Raw genomic sequence first — 22,574 nt, 5'->3', positions numbered from 1 at the left:
AGGCTTACCCGCCCTCAGCACGGGCTGTCGCGCCCCGCTGTTGGTGCACCCTCTCACGCAGGATGGTCTTGAGGACGCGCCAGCCGTCCGGGAGGGCGCGCAGATGGCTCACACCGCTGATGCGCGGAGCCTCGAAACTCGGCACCTCGACGATGTTGAGATGGCTCTTCAAGGCCCGTACGTTGATGAGGGTCTCTATCTCGAACCCATCGCAGTCGCAATTCAGCGTGCCGAGGTGCTTGGTCCAGAAGGCTATGTATCCGTAGCATAGATCGGAGAACCAACCGCCATAGAGCAACCGCACGAACAGGGTCAGCCCCCTGTTGCCGAACATCCGGAATAGCGACATGTCGTCGGTGCCGGCGCCCTGGATAAACCGTGAACCCTTAACGAGATCTGCGCCAGCCATCAGCGCACTGACAAAGACGATCGCCTCCTCCGGGACCATGGAGCCGTCGGCGTCCAGCATGATGATGATCTCACCTGTGGCGGCCCGGAATCCCGCTTGCAATGCAGCGCCCTTGCCCCGCCGGGGCTCCATGACGACCTTCACGTCCTCGCGCAGGCGGCGCGCGACCGCGACCGTGTCGTCAGTCGAACGACCGTCCACGATAATGACCTCATGCGCCCAGTTGGGGATGCGCGGCAGAAGCCAGGGGAGGTTCTCGGCTTCATTGAGCGTCGGGACGATGAAGCTCACCCGAGGCAGTGCCAGTGCCGGCTGAAGGGCAAAATCAATCGGGTCGGCCGGCGATACGGCACCGACGTGGGCGAGATTGCTGGCGAGGCGCTCATTCATGGCAGTGCTGCGAGGTCGAGGACGGGACCCAGAGGGCGCGCTGGAAGCGCGCCACACCACGCGCAGGCAAGTGCGCGGCCAGCGACAAGCCGCAGGGGCCATCTCCAATGAGCGCCACATACACGGATGTGTTTGATCCAACCATATGCGGACTCCCCGGCCACAACGAATATGAAGATGAGCTGAAAGAAGATTGGTGCGCCTATTGGAGCGCTTGTGGCCCCCTAAAGCTTTGGTTGCTGTACGAGCATACGAGCATTACCGGCGAAGATCTGAAATGGAAGGACGATGGATGGTTAGAAAGAGACAATAGATGATTAGCTCTTTTGGGCTATCCCATGCGCTCGACCGCTTTTGCAGCGGGTGGCTAATCCGGACGTGAGACCGGCAGGGAAACGAGTTGCCCATACGGCTCCGAGATTCCGCGCGCTCCGGAGACCGGCGCGTTCGGTACCAGCACTCGATAAGCGGTCGTGACCTCTCGCAACCCCCGGACATGTCCGAACAGGTCGATCACCTCCAAGCCGGACCGGCGGTTGTAGGTGTGACACCCGAAGGCTCCGGACCAAATGCGACCGACCGGGGTCTGGGCAAATTCCGACGCGCCGAGCGCATCGATCTGACAGAATGTCACCGCGCCGCCATAGCCGCGCGCGCAGTCTTGGACTGGGCGCATCGCGCGTCCGCCGTGTCGGATTACGGCGCCGGCGGGGCGGCTGAGCCCGGCATCGATCACAATGGGATTGGCAGCATGGGGCGTCCAAGACCCGGCCAGGCTCTCGGCATGGTAGAGGCTGAGAGTATCCCAGGCGGTGGACCTCCACAGCCTTGGGCTGACGAAAAACCAAAAACCCCCTTCGTGGCAGAGCGGCGTGGTATCGTAGCCCTCAATGCCTTCCATGAGGCAGGCCTCCCGTGTCCACCGGTAGGGAAATTCCACTGCCCTGTAGAGGCTGACATTCCTGGCCGCCCCCGATTCAGGGATCATCCAGATCTGACCATCCTGCTCGAACACGAACGGGTACGAGAGGTGATGCGGTTCCTCCACAACGATCCGGGGGGCGCCGGCTGTCCCATCCCGGTTCACTGCCACGACCGCAATGCACCCCCGGTTCCTCGAGTAGAGGAACTGCTCAACAAAGATGAAAGCCTGCCCCTGGTGCCGGAACGGGAACGGGTCGGCAAGGTAGCTGTCGGCATTTCCCGTGAGCACCCGAAAGCCTGCTTCGCCTTTGTCGAGCAGGCTCGCCGACTCATCGAAGCGCCAGCCGATCCCCCACATCCTACCGCCCCTCGCCAGAATGTCCAAAGCCCCGATCGCCTTCGATGCAACCGTGCCGGTCGCCCTTGCCAGAGCCGAAAGCGCGCCAAATGAAGGTACTGCCTTCCGTGGACCGGAGATACCGTGCGTAGTTGAACCGGTTTCCTCGCGCAGGGCTTTGAGGATTAGTGGCACAGCGCAGGAAAGGGCGCTGTCGAGCCTCATTGCCAGCACTTCATGGTCCGCGCTGGCCAGGCGCGCCGTCCACGGCCACAACGGGCGAGCCGTGTCGTGCAGCTCGACGACAAGATCCTGATTGTTCACCCAGGCCGCCATGACTCCGATCTCGCCGGGTGCGCCGTTGAATACCGGAGTGAGCACGCGCCGCGCCGCCGGGAGCGATCCCAGCCCGCTCACATCGATCACCACATCCACCCGGTCGGCCGGAGGCGGCGGCAGGCGCCGCAGCGCCGCGTCTACCGGGTCGACGGCGCTCTTCCCGCGAAGGCCATAGACCAGTCTTTCGAGTTCGAGGAGCAGACGGCAGACTAACGGCAGCGGCCGGCGGCCGGCCACCAAAGCGCAGGAGACTTCGTTGCCAGGCACTTCAGCAAGCGCTTCTGCCAGCCAGAGGTGCCATCGCAGTAGCCGGGACGGATCGAGATTGAGGCAGATACGCATTGTTGTTCTCGCAGCCGATTTCAAAAGGACGCCAGCTCACAACTCCACGATGACAAAGCAGCAGCGCGCCCCGCAGCGCGAGGATGGTTTCCACCCGCTGCGGTTTCGGACACTCGCCGAACATTTGATTTGGGAGATGGCTGACAGCACGGGTCCCCACTCGAGCGGCTGGAAGCGGCCAGGCACTACTATGCCCGATCGACGCTCGCCTGTGCGAGGTCAGAAGGGGTAGTCCTTCGGGGCGCTTGCGCTGTGCCTGCGACAGGAGTCACGTGGAGGGATGATTGTCGACCGGAAACGGACAAAATACGGACTGCGTAACGCGAGGTGGTTTGCGTCACGCCGGTGCGCCGCCAGACCCGCCGCGCACGCGGGCCCTGGTGATCTTCCGTGGCGAGAACCGCCCTCCGGGCAGGCCGGATCCAGTGCGTGAGGCCTGGCGTTTCAAACCAGGACCATCGCACCTTTATCCAAGAGTTTGGACAGACACTGGCAGCTCAAGTCGGGAGAAATCCTAGATGCGTATTCTGAAGCTTGCGCAATCCTATGCTTCGACTGGCGTTGGCCAAGAGGGCCACGTCCGGAACCCGAATATCGGTCTCGCTTGCGGCGCTGACGTTGTCACAACCGGTCAGCCGCGATCGAAAACCGGGCAGTCCGAGGATGGCGTCAGCAGCGAACGCCGCCCCCCTACGATCTCAGTAATTATTTGTGCCTACACTGCGGACAGGTGGGCACTGCTGCTGAAGTCGGTGGCCTCGGCTCAGGAGCAGACATTGCAGCCCTGCGAGATCATCGTATGCGTCGACCAGCCCCTGTTCCGCCGTTGTGCCGTCCAATGGGCTGACTTCGCTGCATCCACCCCCCCGATACGGGTGATCCAGAACAAATGGGACGGGCATCTCGGGTCGGCCCGAAACACGGCAGCCGAGACGGCTGCCGGAGAGATCCTGGCGTTCCTGGATGACGATGCGGCGGCCGACAAGGACTGGCTCGAGGTTCTCACCGCCCCGTACCAGGACGCGCGCATCGGCGCCGTCGGCGGGCGTCCCATTCCGGTGTTCGAGGTTGGCCGCCCGGCCTGGTTCCCTCTACAGTTCGACTGGGTGTTCGGATGTGCTTACGATGGCCTTCCGACCAGCCGAGGCCCTTCGGCCCACCTCATCGGAGCCAACATGTCGGTGCGGCGGACCCTCCTCGAGCAGGTGGGAGGGTTCCATTCCGACCATCACGACGACATGGACATGTGCCACCGCGTGGCGCACATCAAGGGCAGCGAGGCAGTCATCTATGAACCGGCGGCGACCGTCCGCCACTTTGTGCCCGCCTCACGGCCGACCTGGAAGTACTTCTGGCGCCGCTGCTTCTTCGTCAACAAGGGGAAAGTCGAGGCCTTTGCCCAGATGGGCGACGCCGCCACACTGGGTGCCGAGACCCGCTTCGTCTGGCACGCGCTGACCAGGGGCGTTCCGCGCGAGATTTTGCAAGCGGCCAAGGGCGACGCCCACGGGCTGGCGCGATGCGCGGCAATAATCGTTGGCGTGGGTCTTGCCGCGGCAGGCCATGTCACCGGCCGGATCGCGCTGCTGCGCCGCCTGCGCCGGCTGCGTCAGGCCAACAAGCAGATACTGGACGCAGCCGCGCAAGGTATTAGACGTGGGAAGTAGATGCCGTCTTCGCTAATCATCGGGTCGGGTCCGGCTGCAGCCGCCGCCGTGTTGGCGCTGTCCGAAAAACCGGACGAGAAGATAACCGTGTTCGATCCGGGCACCGTGCTGGACGCGGAGACCCAGGAGGTAATAGCCAGGCTGTCCAGGCTGCGTGTCGACGACTGGGATGAGGAGGACGTCCGCCGGGTCAGCCTGCAGCCCAAGCGGGTCCAGTCCGACTCGCTGCCTGAAAAGAGAAGCTACGGATCCGATTTCCCGTTTGCCAACAAGGGCCAGCTCGACCGCGTCCATTCCGTGGGCAGAGTGAACCCGGCGGTCATATCGAGCGCCTACGGCGGGTTTAGCAATGTCTGGGGGGCCCAAATCATGCCCTTCAGCGCCGCCACGTTCAAGGGATGGCCGGTCGACTTCTCGGATATGGAAGAGCACTATCGGACGATCCTGGGTCACATTCCTTTCGCTGGAGAGTCCGACGATCTCGAGGAGTGGTTTCCGCTCATCGGATCCCCGGACCCGCTTCCGCCGCTGGCGCCGCGGACACAGATGGTCCTGGCCAATTACCACCGGCACCGCGAGCGAGTGCGCTCCACCGGCATAACGATAGGCCGCGCCCGGCTCGCCTTCGCTGCCCCCGAATGCCAGCCCTGCGGCCTGTGCATGACCGGGTGCCCACGGTCGCTGATCTTCTCGGCCTCGCACAGCTTCGATCGCTTCCGGCGAAACGGGAGGATCGACTACCGCAGCGGGTTGCTCGCGGTGCGAGTCGAACAGGATGGCGACACGGCCGTCGTGCACGCCCGGGAACTGTCGAGCGGCCATATCCAGCGATTCACGGCCGACCGGGTCTTCGTGGGCTGCGGAGCAATCGGGACCACAAGGCTGATGCTAGGCTCGCTCAGGTCGGACCAGCCGGTACATCTTTCGGAATCTGCTCAGTTCGTTCTTCCAATGATTTCCATGAAGCCAACACCCGACCCACGTGCAAGGCGCGAGTTCACACTCAACCAGTTCACCATGGTCATCGCCCGGGACGACGAAGGCTTGGATGTTTCACAGATTCACTTCTACCCGTTCAACCAGGCATATTACGATGCGCTTCCCGGGTTCCTCAAACACCGCGCCGCCGCCTTCGCGACCGATCGGCTGCTCAGCCGGTTGACGGTAGGCCTGGGCTACTTGCCGTCCTGGGCATCACCTAAGATCCGGGTGAGCGCCCAGCTGTCCGCAGCAGCTCCTGACGAGCTTCCCCAGATTACCCTCACTTCGGAGGGCTTCAGCAAGGCCAGGGTCAGGGGCAAATGTGTGCCTCCGATGCTGCCTGACGTAATAAGGCGGATCCGCAAAGCGGCACCTTACCTGGACTTGTGGCCAGTCACGCCGCAGATGCTATGGTCGGGCGGAGCCAAGAGCTACCACTTTGGCGGCAGCTTTCCTCACGCCAATGAGCCGGACTCCGGGAGTGCGACGACAGACCGCCTCGGGCGGCTGGCGCGCTGGGACCGGATCCATCTCATCGACGGGTCGGTTTTCCCAAGTGTTCCGGCAACCACCTTTACCCTGACGGTGATGGCTAATTCGCATCGCATCGCTCGCGAAGCGATGCAGCTGATGGCTTGAGCGTTCGATGCGGGTCGGTATCACCGGAGCGAACGGATATGTCGGGACCATCCTGCGTGCCGCCTTCGCCGAACAAGGGCATGAGGTCATCGCGTTCGCCCGTTCGAACCGGGTGACCTCCGGGCCTGCCGCCGGCGTCACTGAGTGGCGCCCGTACGAGATCAAAAGCCCACTGTCGGGGGCAGCATTCAGCGACCTGGATGTGCTCATCCACGGCGCATGGGACCTGACCCTCGTCAGCGCCGGCGATGTGTGGGGCACCAATGTGTCCGGCTCGCAGCACCTCCTCCGCAATGCGGTCGACGCGGGGGTTCGCCGGGTCATTTTCATCTCTTCGATGTCCGCCTGGGAGGGAACCCAACAGTTGTACGGTCAGGCGAAGCTGGCCTGCGAACGCACCGCCGGCAGTCTGGGAGCTGTCTCCACCCGGCTCGGCCTGGTGTACGGCCCTGGTTGGGGCGGGATGGCAGGCGCGCTCCGCAAGCTCACCACGCTGCCGGTCACACCCCTGATCGGGGCGCGCTCCCATCAGTTCATGGTGCATGAGGCGGACATGGCAACCGCCATGGTGCGAATTGCCGAGTCGGACATGCCGCTGCTGGAACCGGTAGGGCTGGCCAACCCCGAACCGGTGCCGTTCCGACAGCTCATGAACGAGATCGCCGCATCGCAAGGCAGAGCACTGCACGCCGTCCCCGTGCCCTGGCAGTTTGTCAGTGGCGCGCTCAAGGCAGTTGAGGCCCTGCATGTCCCCCTGCCCTTCCGATCCGACTCCATCCTCGGGCTCGTGCGCCCGGCGCGTGCGGTTCCCGGCGTAGAGCGGCTCAGGCAACTCGGTATCGAGTTTCGGAGCTTCTCGCTGGATGGCGACCGCCCCTCATCCGGGGCATTGCGTCGGTATTCTTAGTCGAAGGCCGGTTCGATCCGCCAGAGACGCAAACGGCGAAACTTTGCGGCCGGCACGATCGCAAGGATCCGCGGCAGCGTCGCCGCACAGGCGGGCGCGATGCGATTCAGTCCGGATCAGCAAAATGGGGCTACCCCCGAGGAATAATCGCGGATCGAAGAAAACCATGCAATGATTCACAAAGACGCAAGAGACGCATGACCTCAAAGACGAGCGCAGAGGTTAACGCCGAGCCCCCGTCGAATTCCCTGTTTGTCCGGCGGTGAAGGCTTGCAAACGGAAGTCATTGCAGAATCCGGAGGACTTGTGGCGCGAAAGCTTGCGCACAAGAGGTAAGGGGCAATCCGATTGGGTGAACCGCGCGCCATCTTCGTATCGGGAGTGGCCGGCTTTGTAGGAAGCAGGCTTGCAAGGATCTTTGTTGACCGCGGATATCCGGTCTTCGGCTTTGACAATCTGTCGCGAGGCTCTCGGGAAAACCTGAACGGACTTCTCTCGCATGAGAGGTTCTTTTTCGAGAAAGTGGATCTCTCAGACGCGGCTGCGGTGAGAACCCGATTTTTGAATTGTCACGGTCGCATTCCGATTTCCGAAGTCTGGCACATGGCTGCCAATTCAGACATTCCCGCAGGAATCGCCGATGCCTCTGTCGATCTGCGCGATACCTTTCTGACGACGTTCAACGTGTTGGACGCAATGAAGGCGGCAGAGGTTCCGTTCCTTGCTTTCGCTTCCAGCTCAGCCGTGTACGGCGATTTGGGGGAGGCTCCGATCAGAGAGGATGTCGGGCCGCTGCTGCCGATTTCCAACTACGGCGCCATGAAGCTCGCATCGGAAGCGCTAATCAGCGCAGCCGTCGAGAATTGGTTGGCGCGGGCCTTGATTTTTCGCTTTCCGAACGTGATCGGCGTTCCGGCAACACATGGCGTCATTCTGGATTTCGTCAGAAAGCTGAAGATCACACCAAACAAGCTGAATGTCTTGGGATCGGGCCGGCAACGGAAGGCCTATCTTCACGTCAATGACCTGATCGATGCGATCGTCTACCTGCGTGCAAACGCATCCGAGCGGCTTGGCTGCTACAATATCGGCCCCGAGGACAAAGGGGTAACCGTCAGCTTCATAGCGGAAACGACCGTCGAGGCCGTCGCACCGGGCGCGGGGATCGAATACGGATTTGAAGATCGCGGTTGGACGGGGGATGTTCCCCGGTTTTCCTATGACGTAGCAAAGCTCCGTGCACTCGGTTGGCGGCCCCAGCTTGGATCGGCCGACGCTGTCCGAAAAGCCGTCGTGGAAATCGTGCGGCAGGAAGGACACCCGTGATGCAAGCCGTGGTACTTGCGGGTGGTCTGGGGACACGGCTCAGGGGCCGGATCGGTGATTTGCCCAAGTCGCTGGCCAACATTGGTGGCACGCCGCTTCTCGAGCATCAAATCCTCCTCGCCAAGCAACACGGGATCGAGAGGATCTTGATCCTGGTGAACCATGCAGCCGAGCAGATCGTGGAATTTTGCACTCAGCGCGGGAATTGGGGGATTGACGTTCGTTGTGTAGATGACGGTGCACCTCGCGGGACTGCCGGAGCGGTTCTGTCTGTTTTGCATCTGCTCGACGACGACTTCCTCACCATCTACGGCGACACGATGCTCGACGTCGATCTCACCCGCTTCAAGTGCTTCCATGAAAAACACAAGGCAGCAGCCGCAACTGTTTTCACCCATCCGAATGATCACCCGCAAGATTCCGATCTGATCGAAACGTCGGAAGATGGCGTGGTTGCCGCGTTCCATCCTTATCCACACGATCCCGGTTGCTTTTATCCCAACAAAGTCAGCGCGGCTCTTTACTACATTCGAAGACAAGCCCTGTACCCGTGGCGCGCCGCGGCAACTCCGCTGGATTTTGGCAAAGATCTCTTTCCTGAAATGCTTCGGGCCGGCGCGGAGATCAGAAGCTATAGCAGCCCTGAGTACATAAAAGACGCGGGAACCCCGGCGAGACTTGACAAGGCCTGCGCCGACCTTGCCTCCGGCCGCATAGCCCGAGCTTCACTCGCTTCTCCGCAGAAAGCAGTATTTTTGGACAGGGATGGGTGCATCAATGTCGACTATGGGCACATCGATCGTCCCGAACGCTTCGAACTGATCGAGGGGGCCGCGGCCGCGATCGCCTGTTTCAACCAGGCCGAATACCGGGCAATCGTCGTCACCAACCAACCCGTTGTGGCGAGAGGAGGATGCTCTGTACGAGACTTGCGGATGATCCATAACAAGATGGAGACCGAGCTTGGCCGCCACGGGGCTTTTGTCGATGCCATCTACTACTGCCCGCACCATCCAGACCGCGGCTTTGCCGGCGAGGTTGAAGCGCTAAAGGTCCACTGTGAATGCCGCAAGCCCGCCACCGGGTTGGTCGACCAGGCGGTCGAGGCGTTCAATATCGATCGCAGACAATCCTGGGTCATCGGCGATTCCTCTGCCGACGTCGCACTCGCAAAACGGTCCGGCATCAGATCGATTCTGGTCGAGACGGGCGCGGGCGGGCTGGACAGCAAGTATCATGTCATGCCCGACTATACCGTCCCAGACTTGTTCGAGGCTGCCAAGTTCATTCTCACCGTTCACCCGACCTTGGTCGACACGGCATCTGATCTGATCGCGCATGTGAAGCCGGGTGATGTGTGTTTCGTGGCAGGGCTCTCCCGGAGCGGAAAGAGTGTCCTTTCCAGCGCTATCGCCGAGGTGCTTCGCGGCCGCGGCATTGATGCACAAGTCGTTGCCCTTGATCGCTGGATACGGTCCGCCGCCGATCGCAAGGCAACGGTGATGGGTCGCTACGACATGAACGAGATCAGGAAGGTTCTAAGCCGCCTGGTCGGCGTTCGTTCTCGCGAGACGCTCGATCTGCCCTACTACGAAAAGCTGAGCCGCATATCGCATCCAAGATCGGAAAAGATAAGCATTTCTCCGGAAACCGTCCTGGTCGTGGAAGGATCCGTCGCTCTTTCGCTGTCCGATGTGGTTTTGCCCGGTCGTGCACACACATTCTTCGTTGATATCGATGAGGAGCTGAGGAGGTACCGAGTAACGCGGGAATACTCGCGTCGAGGCGTGGATCGGGAGGCTGCAGCGCGTATCTACAGCTCCCGCCAGGAGGACGAGACACCAATCGTTCTGGCATCGCGGGCGCGCGCCAACCATTGTGTCCGATTGCGGGCGATCGAGCTGATTGAGGCCGTGGGATGATTATCAGCCAGACGCCGCTTCGAGTGAGCTTCGTGGGAGGTGGCAGCGATCTGCCTGCCTTCTATCGGGAGGAAGGCGGCGCCGTCCTAAGTGTTGCTATCGACAAGTACGTCTACGTGAATGTGAACCGCAAGTTCGATAACGGCACTCGAATCGCTTATTCCAAAACGGAAGAGGTCGATAGCGTTGAGGATATCCAGCATCCGATTGTCAGGGCGACGATGGGATACCTTGGGATATGCGGGGGCGTTGAAATAACGACTATTGCCGATATTCCATCCAAGGGAACCGGACTTGGATCATCGAGCGCTTTTACGGTTGGCCTTCTGCACGCGCTGAACGCGTTCCGAGGGCAATATGTCTCCAAGGCAAAGCTCGGTGCCGATAGTTGTTGCATCGAGATCGAACTTTGTGGCGCGCCCATTGGAAGGCAGGATCAATACGCCGCCGCCTTCGGCGGATTGAATCTCATCGAGTTTCACTGCGATGACAGCGTTTCGGTGTCACCGCTCATATGCCCGCGTAATTTCATCGCTTCGATCGAGAAGCAAGTTCTCATGTTCTACACCGGCATTACTCGCAGTGCTTCGGACATTCTCGTACGCCAGTCGGAGGGGATCGCAAAAGCGCCGGACAAGCGCAAAGCGCTGAGGCGGATGGTCGGGCTCACCTATCAGCTTCGTGATGAACTACATCGATGCAACCTCGACGCCTTCGGCGAAATCCTCCACGAGAACTGGCTCTTAAAAAAGAGCCTCTCTGAGGAAATCACGAACGATGCAATCGATCACTGGTACCAGACCGCAATGCGGGCGGGTGCCACGGGCGGCAAGCTGCTGGGAGCAGGTGCAGGAGGTTTTCTCATGTTCTTCGCACCTCTCGATCGCCACGACGCCATCAAAGCGGCCCTAGGGGACCTAAAGCACTTCCCTGTCAAGTTCGACTTCGCCGGGAGCCGCATCGTTCACTATCAACCGACATCGGAGTCCACCCAATGAAACATTTTGGCGGCAGTAATCAATCAACCGACATCGGAGCCCGCTCAATAAAAAATGTTGGCGGCAGTGCTCAAGGCTATTTCAAGAAACTCGAGATCGTCCTGGCTTCATTGGACCACCAAAGCATCGATGATGCAGTGGCCTTGGTCGCGCAGGCACAGGAGGATGGCAAGCAGATAATCACGCTTGGAAATGGTGGCAGTTCGCTCACGGCGCTGCATTTCATCACGGACTGGAACAAGAGCATCTATCTTTCCACGAAGCGCCCGTTTCGTGGCCGGACGCTGGTCGACAATGTGGGCCTTACGTTTGCATACGCGAACGATGTTTCTTTCCAGGATGTGTTCGTCGAGCAGCTGAAGAACATCCTGAACGAGGGCGACTTGGTCATCGCAATATCGGGAAGCGGAAACTCGGAAAACGTTCTGCGCGCCGTTCGATACGCCAATGATCATGGCGCAGTTACGTTAGGCCTTTGCGGATTCGGCGGAGGCACGCTCCGGCAGATCGCCCAACATGTGGTCTGGGTCAATGTGAATGACATGCAAATTGCGGAGGATATACATTCCATGTTCGGGCATGTCGTCATGCAGCGTCTTTGTCTTGCGAGTACACAAAAGTGGAGCGATCGGCGACAGCGGCGCAGCGCTGCTGGAGGCTTCAATGCAAATCCAGCTAGCGCCGAGACGGGCTGGCAATCCTGATCGAGAACAGGCGATGCCCCATTATCGGCTCTACGTTCTGGACGAACGCGGCCAGTTCATGGGCGGGGTCAACCTTGCCTGCACGGACGACGGCGCGGCGCAAGAGCACGCCAGGCAGTTAGCAGACGGCCACGAGGTGGAGCTTTGGCGACTGGTTGCGCGGCTCAGATCTGACAATCCACGGGGCCGTCCCGCGGCGACGAAACCCCTTCGCGCACCAGGGCCACGTTTCAGCCATTTCAACAAGCCGCCCAAACGCATCCTGGTGCCACCCAGATCTTGAACGCCATGATCGCTATGCAGGCACGTTGGGGTCGCGAGTGAACGGCCTGTCTGGTGCCGTCGGCGCGGCGCCCGATGACGCCAGCCTTCCACTATGCGAACGACCGCTCGAACCCAAGCTGCGCAACATTTTCAGCCAACGGACACGGTTTGGCAGGACGTCGGGAAGGCGGTTCCAGTGCGGCCGTTCGATCACTTTCCATATTAGAATGTGTTAATAAGTTATGTTAGTAATTTGTTAACAGGCATTCTGCCAGCCTCATTCTCGCCGCAAATCGTGGTAGGGTCGCCGACGTCACGTACATCATCCTTAATGATCAATTCATGCAGGTACAAAACGATGTGAGTGAATAAGTTAAGAAGCGGAAATGCCTGCGTTTTGCTTGGGTGCGCGGGTCGAATTAAAACAAAAAAGACGCAATGAACCAAGGATCTACCGTGCTTATACTACAAGGCATGCTTGGCTGTGCTCCCGCCGGGCGAGATGTGAGCATTCCCGTCGACAAAACCCGCCACCGATGATGCGTTCGACGTTAGGCTCGCTCGACAATATGTCTAGTGCGAGGCCTTCCAAACCTCAGTTACTTTGAAATCCATTCGCAGTGCCTGACTGCGAGCAGGCGACATGTCGCGCAGCTTGGCGATGCGCGGCAGTGGAGTTCTCTATTTTTTTCAGCGCCAAAGAAGGATCTCGGAATGACTCTTTCCGCCCCCGCAGGCTATACTTCCAGCGACCTCGTCTACGAGGAAAACTTCTCCGGCACGACGCTCGGCAGCGATTGGAATACCTACATCACCAGCAATGCCGCCGACGGCTGGGCATGGAATAGCAATGGGTCGGGAGGAAGCACGCCGGGCGGCCCATATAATGCCGACTACGATATGCCGAGCCAGGTGTCGGTGAGCAACGGGTACCTGGATCTCACGGCGATCAAACAGGCCATCAACGGCGTAAATCAGGGTGGGGTGTCACAGACATTCCCGATCACGTCCGGCGCCGTCAGCAGCTATGGCAACTTTGAATTCAACGGCGGCTACCTTCAGATCAGCATGAAGGCGCCGAGCGGCGACGGCGCATGGCCAGGCCTCTGGCTGATGCCCGGCGATGGCGCGGGCAGCAGCGGCGACAATTTCGAGCTCGACATACAGGAGGGTGGATTTACCGGTTCGGGGTCGGCTGACAACAACTTCTCCTGGCACCTCCACGGGCCATCAGGGTGGGTCGGCGACACTATCGACAGCGGCATCGACCTCACGGGCGGCTTCCACACTTACGGCATCAACTGGGTGCCCGGTGAATCGATCACCTGGTATCTGGACGGCAAACAGATGGCGCAAGTGACCAGCGCCCAGGTCGCGATCCCGGATGAGCCGATGCAATTGATGATGAACCTGGGGGTCGCGAATGACAACGCGAGCGGGTGGCATACGGCTCTGGATGGTTCGACCCCATCGTCGATGCAAATGCTGATCGACGGGGTTCAGCTTTATCAGAAGGCGGGCAGCGGCGACACCGTCACGGGCGCCAACGTCACTCCCTCGACGACGTCATCGACCCAGACCCCGACGACGCCGACGGTCCAGCCGGCGGTGACTCAGGTCGCCGCTTCGCCGGGAACGGGAAACGAGCATGCCGGCGATGCCATCACATTGACGGTCGCCTTCAACAAGGCCGTGACCGTCACGGGCACGCCTACACTGTCGCTCAATGACGGCGGAAAGGCCAGCTATCTCAGTGGCTCTGGCACCAGCGCGCTCACCTTCCGCACCACGGTCGCTTCGACCGACAAGGATACCTCGGCGCTCGCCATCACCGGGGTCAATCTTCCGAGCGGCGCGAGCATCAAGGATGCGTCCGGTGTTGCGGCGAACCTCTCGGGCGCGGTGAAGACGTTCTCCGGGCTCCAGATCGATCCGATCTTGCCGGCGGTGACGCAGGCCACAGCCTCGCCGGGAACCGGCACCGAGCACGTCGGAGACACGGTCACGCTGACACTCGGCTTCAACGAGGCCGTGGCGGTATCGGGCACGCCGACGCTGTCGCTCAACAATGGCGCGACCGCCACCTATGTGGGCGGCTCCGGAACGAGCGCGCTCAACTTCCGCATCACGGTCGCGTCGACCCACACGAGTACCTCGGCACTTGCCATCACCGGGGTCAATCTTCCGAACGGTGCGAGCATCAAGGACGCCGGCGGTGTCGCTGCGAACCTTGCGGCCGCGGTGAAGACGTTCTCCGGTCTCCAGATCGCGACGTCATCGGCAGCCCCAACAACCCCAACCACCCCAACGACCCCCACCGTCCCTACAACCCCCACCATCCCAACAACCCCAACGACCCCGTCAGTGATCGCGCCGGTCCTCACCATCGCTGACAAAACGCTCGACGTGAGCGGGCTGGGCGGTACGGTCGACCTCGGGGTCAAGGTGACAACGACCGACCCCAACGACCTCGTGACCGTGAAGGTGACGGGCTTGCCGAGGTACGAGACGATCACCGACAAACTCGATGGTAAGACGTTTAGTGGCAAGAACATCACCTTGACGGCAGCGCAGGTCGACAGCGGATTGACGCTGCAATCGAACTACAGGGGCGCGGCTCATCCGGTGGCGACGCTGACGCTGACGGCAACGGCGAAGGACCCGGTCACCGGCGCCGTCGCAACAGCCTCGCCGCAGACCATCGCCGTAACGGATCCTCGGCCTGCGACCATCACAACGTCGTCGCTGGCGGTCACCCATACGGATCGCAAGCTTGCTCCCGCCAATTGGCAACGGTCCTTGGCAGCCCAGGGCTCTGCGCTGCTGAACGAGCACAGGGACCTGGTCGCCGGCGCCACCAGAACCTTGGCGCCCCAAAACACCGCCATGGCGGATCACCCATTTGCGACCGGCACAGCCAGAGCGTCGCTGGCAAGCCAGAGCTTTGCGCTGCTGAGCCAGTACTTGGCCGGTAATTCCGGCCCGGTCGATCCCGGCCAGATCGTGGCTTCCTTGTCGAATAATGGAGGCAATTGGAATCACGACTCGTACCTGACCAGACCGCAACATTGATCGCCGCCGCACCCGGGGGTTCGGCCCTGGGTGCGGCGCCGTCAAGTTTGTGAATGCAAGGGGGATGGAACGCGGACGTATCCGCGAAGGGTTGTGCCAAGATGGCGATGCAGAACGAGAATACCCATGCCGTAGACCTGGGACTTCGATCTTTGGCTCTGTTCCTGCGCTCTCATGGCGTAGACGCCAAACTCAACCAGATCCGCGAGCGCTGTGGCGGCGGCAGTGCAATCGGCATCCGCGCGATGCTTCGCTGCGCCCGCTCGCTCGGGCTTGAGGTCGGTTCGCGCAAGACACATTGGAAACAACTTGCGAGCGTCCGACTGCCTGGCATCGCTTCGTTGCATGACGGCGGGTTTCTGCTTCTCGGGAAGGTCGACGACAACGGAGCGGTTGTGCTGCATCCGCCCTTGTCAGGGCCGAAGCGGCTCACGCGCGAGGAATTCGAGGCAATCTGGGACGGCCGTTTGATCCTGGCCGGATCACAGAACCTTGCGCAACGGGCGCTTCATGCCCTTGCCGGCATGGCTACCCGCGGGCGTGATCTGGTACGCCGCGCCCGCGATACCGTGTTGCCTGCGCGGTTCGCCGATCGACGCGATACGGCCGTCGAGGCGGCGAGCACCGCACCCGAAGGCGGCGATGATTCAGGGCTTATTGCCTTGGCGATATTGATGCGTTGCCATGGCATCGCGGCCGACCCAGACCAGATCCGGCATCGGATGGGCGCGGCGCCAGTGGGCGTTACCGAAATCCTGCGCTGTGCAAAAGATTTTGGACTCAAGGCTCAGGCACAGAGGACAAACTGGAATCGGCTTGCGGTTACTCCGCTGCCTGGAATCGCCGTGCTTCGGGACGGTGGATACCTGATCCTCGGCAAAGTTGTCGACGACAAGCTCCTCGTTCAGCGCCCATCGTCGCCGCAACCCATCACAATGACCCAGGCCGAGTTCGAGGCCATCTGGGACGGCGGCATCATCCTGATGACCCGGCGCGCGGCCCTGACGGATCTCTCTCGACGGTTTGATATCGGCTGGTTCCTCGGCGCGGTCCACAAGTACCGCTATCTTCTCAGCGAAGTGCTTGTCGCGTCGTTCTTCCTTCAGGTTTTCGCCCTTCTCTCACCGCTGTTCTTCCAAGTGATCATCGACAAGGTGCTCGTGCATCGAAGCATGAGCACGCTCGATGTTCTGGTCACTGGTCTCGTCGCGCTGACCGTTTTCGAAACTGTTCTCGGCACGCTGCGCGTCTATCTGTTCGCGCATACGACGAACCGCATCGACGTCGAGCTCGGCGCCCGGCTGTTTCGTCACCTGATGGCGTTGCCGATCGCATATTTCCAGACACGCCGCGTGGGGGATTCGGTTGCACGCGTCCGCGAGCTCGAAAATATCCGCCAGTTCCTGACGAGTTCGGCGCTCACGCTTGTCATCGATCTCGTCTTCACCGTCGTTTTCCTTGCCGTGATGTTCTATTACACGACCTCGTTGACGCTGATCGTTCTGGCGTCGTTCCCATTCTACATCGGCATTTCCGCGGGGGCTGCGCCACTGTTTCGCCGGCGCCTCGATGAGAAATTCGATCGCGGCTCGGAGAATCAAGCTTTCCTCGTCGAGACCGTCACGGGCGTCGAGACGCTGAAGGCCATGGCGGTCGAGCCGCAGATGCAGCGCCGCTGGGAGGAGCAACTCGCCGCCTATGTGACCGCAAGCTTTCGCGTGCTGAGCCTGAACAATACTGCGAGCCAGGCGGTGCAGCTGATCAACAAGCTGGTCGTCGCCGCAATCCTGTACTTCGGTGCCAAGCTCGTGATCGGCGGCGACCTGACCGTCGGCGAACTCGTCGCATTCAATATGCTGGCATCACGCGTGAGCATGCCGGTGCTGCGGCTCGCGCAGATTTGGCAGGATTTCCATCAGGCTCGCCTGTCGATCGATCGTCTGGGCGATATCCTCAACACCATTCCCGAGCCAAGCTTCAATCCTGGCCGCGCCGCGCTGCCGGCGATCCGCGGGCGGGTGACATTCGAGCACGCGACTTTCCGCTACCGGATCGACGGCCCCGAGGTGCTGCACGACGTGTCGTTCAGCGTCGAGCCCGGTCAGGTCATCGGCATCGTGGGCTCCTCGGGCTCCGGCAAGAGCACCATTGCTAAGCTGATACAGCGGCTCTATGTGCCGGAGAGTGGACGCGTGCTGGTCGATGGCGTCGATCTGGCGATGGTAGACCTGACCTGGCTTCGACGCCAGATCGGAGTCGTCCTGCAAGAGAACGTGCTCTTCAACCGATCCATTCGCGAGAACATCGCGCTCTCTGATCCGGCCATGCCCATGGAGCGCGTCATTGCTGCGGCATCGCTCGCCGGTGCTCACGATTTCATCCTGGAGCTGCCAGAGGGCTATGACACCGTCGTCGGCGAACGCGGTAGCAGTCTTTCCGGCGGGCAGCGCCAGCGTGTGGCAATCGCTCGGGCACTCATTACGGACCCGCGCATCCTCATCCTCGACGAGGCGACCAGCGCCCTGGATTACGAAAGCGAGCGCGCCATTCAGCAGAACATGAAGCGAATTTCTGCCGGCCGGACCGTCTTTGTCATCGCTCATCGGCTCTCGACTGTGCGTCACGCGAACCGGATCATCACGATCGAGCATGGCCGCATCGTCGAGGACGGTACCCATGAAGACCTGATCCGCTCGAACGGGCGTTACGCAAACCTCCACTATCTGCAGGCTGGCATCCATGAAGTCCGCTAGTCAAAACATCGTCGAATTTCCGGGAGTCAAACTTCGTCGCCACGAGCACGAAGTTGCGTTCCTGCCAGCGGCGCTCGAAATCACCGAGTCGCCGCCGTCGCCGATCGGGCGCGCGATCGGGGCGAGTATCATCGCGGTCTTCTGCTTCGCGCTGGCGTGGGCGTGGTTGGGCACAGTCGATATCGTCGCAACCGCGACGGGCAAGATCGTGCCAGGCGGGCGCACCAAGCTGATCCAGCCGTTCGACACGGGCGTCGTCCGCGCCATCAACGTACGCGATGGACAGAGCGTAAAGGCTGGCGACGTCCTGATCGAGCTCGACCCGACCATGGCGGACGCCGACCAGGAGCGCCAGAAAAGCGATCTCCTTTCGGCCGAACTCGACGTCGCGCGGCTGCGCGCGGCGCTCGCGGAGGATCCTCTTGCGGCCTTCCGGCCGCCGCAGGGCGCGAGCGCAGCGGAGATCGAGATGCACCGCCAGTATCTGGTCAGTCAGCTCGCCGAACAGAACACCAAGCTCGCCGAGATAGATCGCGAGCAATCCCAGAAAGAAGCGGAACGATCGACCACTTTGGCGAGCGGGGCGAAGCTCGAGGCGACGATACCGCTGCTGCAGGAGCGGGTCGACATTCAAAAGCAGCTCGTCGACAAGGCACTTGCCTCGAAGGTCCTCTATCTCTCCGAGTATCAGGAGTTGGTCGGCCTTCAACAGGATCTCAACCTGCAGCAGAGCCGGCTGCGCGAAGCCGACGCAGCCATCGCGTTGCTAAGGGAAACGAGGGAAAAGACGACCGCGGAGTACCGGCGCGCGACCTATGAGGCGCTCGCGAAAGCCGAGCAGAGAGCTGCGAGCACTGGGCAAGAAGTGATCAAGGCTGAGCGGCGCACGAAGCTCCAACAATTGACCGCGCCGGTCGATGGCGTCGTACAACAACTGGCCGTTCATACGGTGGGAGGCGTGGTGACGCCCGCTCAGCCACTGGCCGTGGTGGTGCCCAGTGAGAGCCATCTCGAGATCGAGGCCATGCTCTCCAACCGAGACATCGGATTTGTCCATCCGGGACAGATGGCGGAAATCAAGGTCGACACATTCAACTTCACCCGCTACGGGCTTCTTCATGGTGAAGTGGTCAGCGTGTCATCCGATGCCATAGTTCGCGACCGGCAACCGACCGGGTCGAACGACCGTGCGTCGGGCGCAGCGCAGAGCGACAGCGAGCCGAGAGATCAGGAACTCCAATATGCCGCACGCGTTTCACTTGACCGTACGGACATGCAGGTGGATGACAAGCTCGTCAAGCTCGGTCCGGGCATGGCGGTGACGGTTGAGATCAAGACCGGCACGCGCAGTATCATCGGCTACTTCCTCTCGCCTCTGGCGAAATATCAGCAGGAATCGCTACGCGAGCGGTAAAGCCGGCTTCCAGACGACGAACCTCCGTCGGGCCCGTCACGCTCCGAAGAGAACGCGGCGCGGTCCGCCATCCTTGTAGCCCACCCTTCCCGTCGGCGCCCGAGCAGGATGCGCGACGTATCCTCTCGGCTGTCGGCAGGCATGCTCCTATTGGATGAGTGGGTGCGGACCAAGGGCTACCCCCAATTCATGAAGAGGCCTTGGGTTCGGCAGCGTGCTAGGATTCCGCCCAGAAGTGCGGAGGGGAAACCGTGGCCCTGAACATAGTCGGCCAGGCTAGGTTGAACACGCTCGCTTTCGAGACCAGTGCGCCCACCAGGGCCACCGGCTTTCGGGAACACGACGCGGGTTGGTGGTTCGGGCACCTAGGCCCCGAAAAGGAGCCCGAGAGGGACTGGACATGCCGGACCGGATCGTAAGTTTTGTCATGAGCGGCGGCGTCGGCTCACGGCTGTGGCCGCTGTCGCGCGAAGACAACCCCAAGCAGTTCCACGATCTTTCGGGCGACGGCTCCATGCTAGCGAAGACGGTCCGGCGCCTCAAGGCGCGGCCGGATGGCGAGACGCCCATCTACCTCATAGCGTCCGAGCGGCATGCCGACCGCCTTGTGTCGGACATCGGTCCGCTCGGCCTCAATGGCGGCAGACCGATTTTCGAACCCGTAGGCCGCAACACCGCCGCGGCGGTCGCGATCGCCACGCTGCAGACGATATCCGAGCATGGCGGCGATGCGCTTGTGCTCGTGGTCCCCTCCGATCATGAGATATCCACCGAAAGGCAATTCTGGGAAACCGTCGAGACGGGCAGGCCGGCGGCCGCGTCGGGACGGATCGTCGTATTCGGCATCAAGCCGACACATCCCGAAACCGGGTACGGTTACGTCGAGGTGTCGGCGAATGGCGACGGGGTGGCCGCCGTCTCGCGTTTCGTCGAGAAACCCGACGCCGAGACCGCCCGCCACTATGTGTCTTCGGGACACTTCTACTGGAACGCCGGCATCTTCCTGTTTCGCGCCGACACGATGCGGCAAGCGTTTCTCGACTTCCGGCCCGACATCTGGGACGGCGCCGAGCGGGCGTATAAGACCGCACGGGCCGATATTTCCGGCATCTATCTGCCGCAGGGCTTCTACTCGGCTGTCCCGTCGACATCGATCGACTACGCTGTCATGGAGCATGCCCACGGCATCGCGATGGTCACGGCCTCCTTCCGCTGGAATGACCTTGGATCGTGGCAATCGCTGCTGGAAGCCAGCCCGACCGACCGCGACGGCAACGTCGTGATGGGCGATGTCGTCGCCATGGATTGCGACAGTTCCTACCTGCGCAGCCAGGGCAGGCTGCTGACCGTCATCGGAATGAAGGATGTGGCGGTGGTGGCCACGCCTGACGCGGTGTTCGTCGCGCCCGTAAGCCACAGCCAGAACGTGAAGAAGGTCGTCGAACAGCTGGAGAAGAGCGGACGCCTCGAGACAAAATTCACGGCGTCGGAAGACCGCGTCATTGTCAGCGGATCATGGCGCAAGCGCGTCGAGCACTGGCTCTTCGAGGAAACCCTGCCGCTGTGGTCGACGGCAGGTGTCGACGATGTGCATGGCGGCTTCCACGAGGCGCTCGGTTTCGATGCAAGGGCGCTCGGAAAACCCAAGCGCATGCGCACGATGGCGCGCCAGATCTATGCGTTCGCGGTGGCCAAGGAACGCGGCTGGGACGGACCGGCCGACAGGCTCATCGACCATGGCATCGGCTTCATCGCCAAACACGGCCGCAGCGACCGCGGCGGCTGGGTGCGCACCCTCAATTGCAACGGCAGCGTGGCCGATCCGGCGGAGGACGCCTACGACCATTCCTGCGTGCTGCTGGCGCTTGCCCACGCTCATCGATGCGGCCATGGCGACGCCTTGCGGCTTGCCCAGGAGACATTTGGTTTCATCGACAACCATCTCGAGGACGGCAGCCTGAATGGCTTCCTCGAGAGCCCCGGCTGGAACGGAGTGCGGTTCTCGAACCCGCATATGCACATGCTGGAATCCTTCCTTGCCTGGCATGACGTCACCGGCGACCGCGCCTATCTGCGCCGGGCGGCGCGCGTCATCGATCTCTTCCGGTGCCATTTCTTCGACCAGGAGAGCTGGACGCTCGGGGAGCGTTTCGACGTCGACTGGCTGCCTCTGCCGGGCGACGACGGACAGTGGACCGAACCAGGGCATCATTTCGAATGGGCCTCGCTGCTCGTCGAGTTCTCCCGGGCGAGCGGGCAGAAGGACCTGGTCGCCTATGCGAGGAAGCTCTATTCGTCGGCGGTCGCCAGCGGACTGAACCGGGCCACGGGTCTGGCCTATGCTGCCGTGTCGCGGCACGGGATCCCCCTCGACCGGCTCTCTCGAAGCTGGCCGCAATGCGAGGCGGTCAAGGCGGCAGTCGCCCTGGACGGCATTGGCGGACCCGACCTGAAACCCGAGATCGAAGCGCGTGTCGCCCGCCTCTTCAGATGGCATATCGATCCGGCGCCGCTCGGGCTGTGGGTCGACAGGATCGACGAGCGCGGCAGGTCAGCGGCGACGGAGGTCCCGGCCAGCATCTTCTACCATCTGGTCACCGCGCTGATGCAGTATCTGGACAAGACCGGAGGACAGGTCGAGCCCTTCCCAATGCCAGTTTCGGATACGGGCAAGGCCTCGCTCAGGCAGGTCAACGCCTGACCCGAACGGCCCGGCATGCATTGCCGAGCCGAGGCGATTGCCGGGGAGACGCGGCCTTCATTCCGCGAGCCCAGGCGGATGCAGCGACAGCTCGGCTTCCAAACAGGCATCATCCAAAGGGACGAGCTCCGGCTGGCTGCCGGCACGCGTTCGCCAAGCACGAATTCCGGTCGAGATCGGGCCGTTCCGATGGGTAGTACGACGAGCATCCGCCTTTTTGCTAAATTAGCAATTGCAGGAAAATGAATAAGATGCGGGCTTAGCCGGCGCCCCCCAAAAGACGCTGGTTAGGCCCAGCGGCCACCCAACTCGTACCCGCGTCTGCTGGGCCGCCTTAAACCCGCAGCCGCCGCCGTGTCTGCGACAACTCCGCCAGCCTATTCGACAATCGGAATCAGGACGAACAGTGTTCGGGCCGTCCGCCACAGGCCGACGAGTTGATCTCGATTCTCCAAGACTACAAATATCTGGTATTTCGGGAGGCT

The 22,574-nt window shown here is 61.6% G+C and carries 14 protein-coding genes; 12 read left to right on the top strand and 2 right to left on the bottom strand.

The features are described 5' to 3' along the window. Positions 1-4 precede the first annotated feature (4 nt). A complete protein-coding gene (locus tag EN857_RS09815) occupies positions 5-799 on the bottom strand; it encodes a glycosyltransferase family 2 protein (RefSeq protein ID WP_127309827.1) in 795 nt (264 codons plus the stop codon). Between the two features lie 107 nt (positions 800-906). On the opposite strand from EN857_RS09815, the gene EN857_RS09810 reads away from it, so the two are divergent. Further along, positions 907-1,116: a hypothetical protein gene (locus EN857_RS09810; protein WP_127309826.1), complete on the top strand. Its 210-nt coding sequence runs from the start codon at positions 907-909 to the stop codon at positions 1,114-1,116. 50 nt (positions 1,117-1,166) lie between these two features. On the opposite strand, the gene EN857_RS09805 is transcribed toward EN857_RS09810, so the two are convergent. After that, entirely contained in the window at positions 1,167-2,741 is a 1,575-nt protein-coding gene (locus tag EN857_RS09805) for a hypothetical protein (protein ID WP_127309825.1), read from the bottom strand. 518 nt (positions 2,742-3,259) lie between these two features. On the opposite strand from EN857_RS09805, the gene EN857_RS09800 reads away from it, so the two are divergent. The 11 genes from EN857_RS09800 to EN857_RS09750 all read left to right on the top strand — a co-directional run bounded on the left by EN857_RS09800 (position 3,260) and on the right by EN857_RS09750 (position 22,089). Next, entirely contained in the window at positions 3,260-4,408 is a 1,149-nt protein-coding gene (locus EN857_RS09800) for a glycosyltransferase (RefSeq protein WP_127309824.1), read from the top strand. Beyond that, positions 4,409-6,028 (top strand): GMC oxidoreductase, encoded by a 1,620-nt coding sequence (locus tag EN857_RS09795; protein ID WP_127309823.1) that lies wholly within the window; start codon positions 4,409-4,411, stop codon positions 6,026-6,028. It abuts the gene before it with no gap. Between the two features lie 7 nt (positions 6,029-6,035). Continuing rightward, complete coding sequence (locus EN857_RS09790; protein WP_127390826.1) at positions 6,036-6,935, top strand: NAD-dependent epimerase/dehydratase family protein; 900 nt, start codon at positions 6,036-6,038, stop codon at positions 6,933-6,935. A gap of 348 nt (positions 6,936-7,283) precedes the next feature. Beyond that, positions 7,284-8,261 carry an NAD-dependent epimerase/dehydratase family protein gene (locus tag EN857_RS09785; protein ID WP_210212288.1) on the top strand — a complete coding sequence of 326 codons (978 nt, stop codon included), beginning with the start codon at positions 7,284-7,286 and terminating at the stop codon, positions 8,259-8,261. Then, a complete protein-coding gene (locus EN857_RS09780; RefSeq protein ID WP_127390825.1) occupies positions 8,261-10,183 on the top strand; it encodes an HAD-IIIA family hydrolase in 1,923 nt (640 codons plus the stop codon). The genes EN857_RS09785 and EN857_RS09780 overlap by 1 nt, the downstream gene beginning before the upstream one ends. After that, positions 10,180-11,181, top strand: a complete 1,002-nt coding sequence (locus EN857_RS09775; protein ID WP_127285299.1) for a GHMP kinase — start codon at positions 10,180-10,182, stop codon at positions 11,179-11,181. Before EN857_RS09780 ends, EN857_RS09775 begins: the two co-directional genes overlap by 4 nt. Beyond that, positions 11,178-11,885 carry an SIS domain-containing protein gene (locus EN857_RS09770; RefSeq protein ID WP_127285298.1) on the top strand — a complete coding sequence of 236 codons (708 nt, stop codon included), beginning with the start codon at positions 11,178-11,180 and terminating at the stop codon, positions 11,883-11,885. The genes EN857_RS09775 and EN857_RS09770 overlap by 4 nt, the downstream gene beginning before the upstream one ends. A gap of 978 nt (positions 11,886-12,863) precedes the next feature. Then, positions 12,864-15,221, top strand: coding sequence for a glycoside hydrolase family 16 protein (locus EN857_RS09765; protein ID WP_135858495.1), 2,358 nt, complete (start codon positions 12,864-12,866; stop codon positions 15,219-15,221). Positions 15,222-15,322: 101 nt separating this feature from the next. Then, positions 15,323-17,974, top strand: coding sequence for a type I secretion system permease/ATPase (locus EN857_RS09760; RefSeq protein WP_189340381.1), 2,652 nt, complete (start codon positions 15,323-15,325; stop codon positions 17,972-17,974). Continuing rightward, positions 17,961-19,388, top strand: coding sequence for an HlyD family type I secretion periplasmic adaptor subunit (locus tag EN857_RS09755; protein WP_127285033.1), 1,428 nt, complete (start codon positions 17,961-17,963; stop codon positions 19,386-19,388). Before EN857_RS09760 ends, EN857_RS09755 begins: the two co-directional genes overlap by 14 nt. Positions 19,389-19,788: 400 nt before the next feature. Next, entirely contained in the window at positions 19,789-22,089 is a 2,301-nt protein-coding gene (locus EN857_RS09750; RefSeq protein ID WP_127309697.1) for an AGE family epimerase/isomerase, read from the top strand. Positions 22,090-22,574: the final 485 nt, after the last annotated feature.

The organism is Mesorhizobium sp. M4B.F.Ca.ET.214.01.1.1, assembly GCF_004791545.1.
In the GTDB taxonomy this organism is placed as follows: domain Bacteria; phylum Pseudomonadota; class Alphaproteobacteria; order Rhizobiales; family Rhizobiaceae; genus Mesorhizobium; species Mesorhizobium abyssinicae.
Note: the sequence above shows the minus strand (reverse complement) of the source record. Positions and strands in the feature narration are given on the sequence as shown.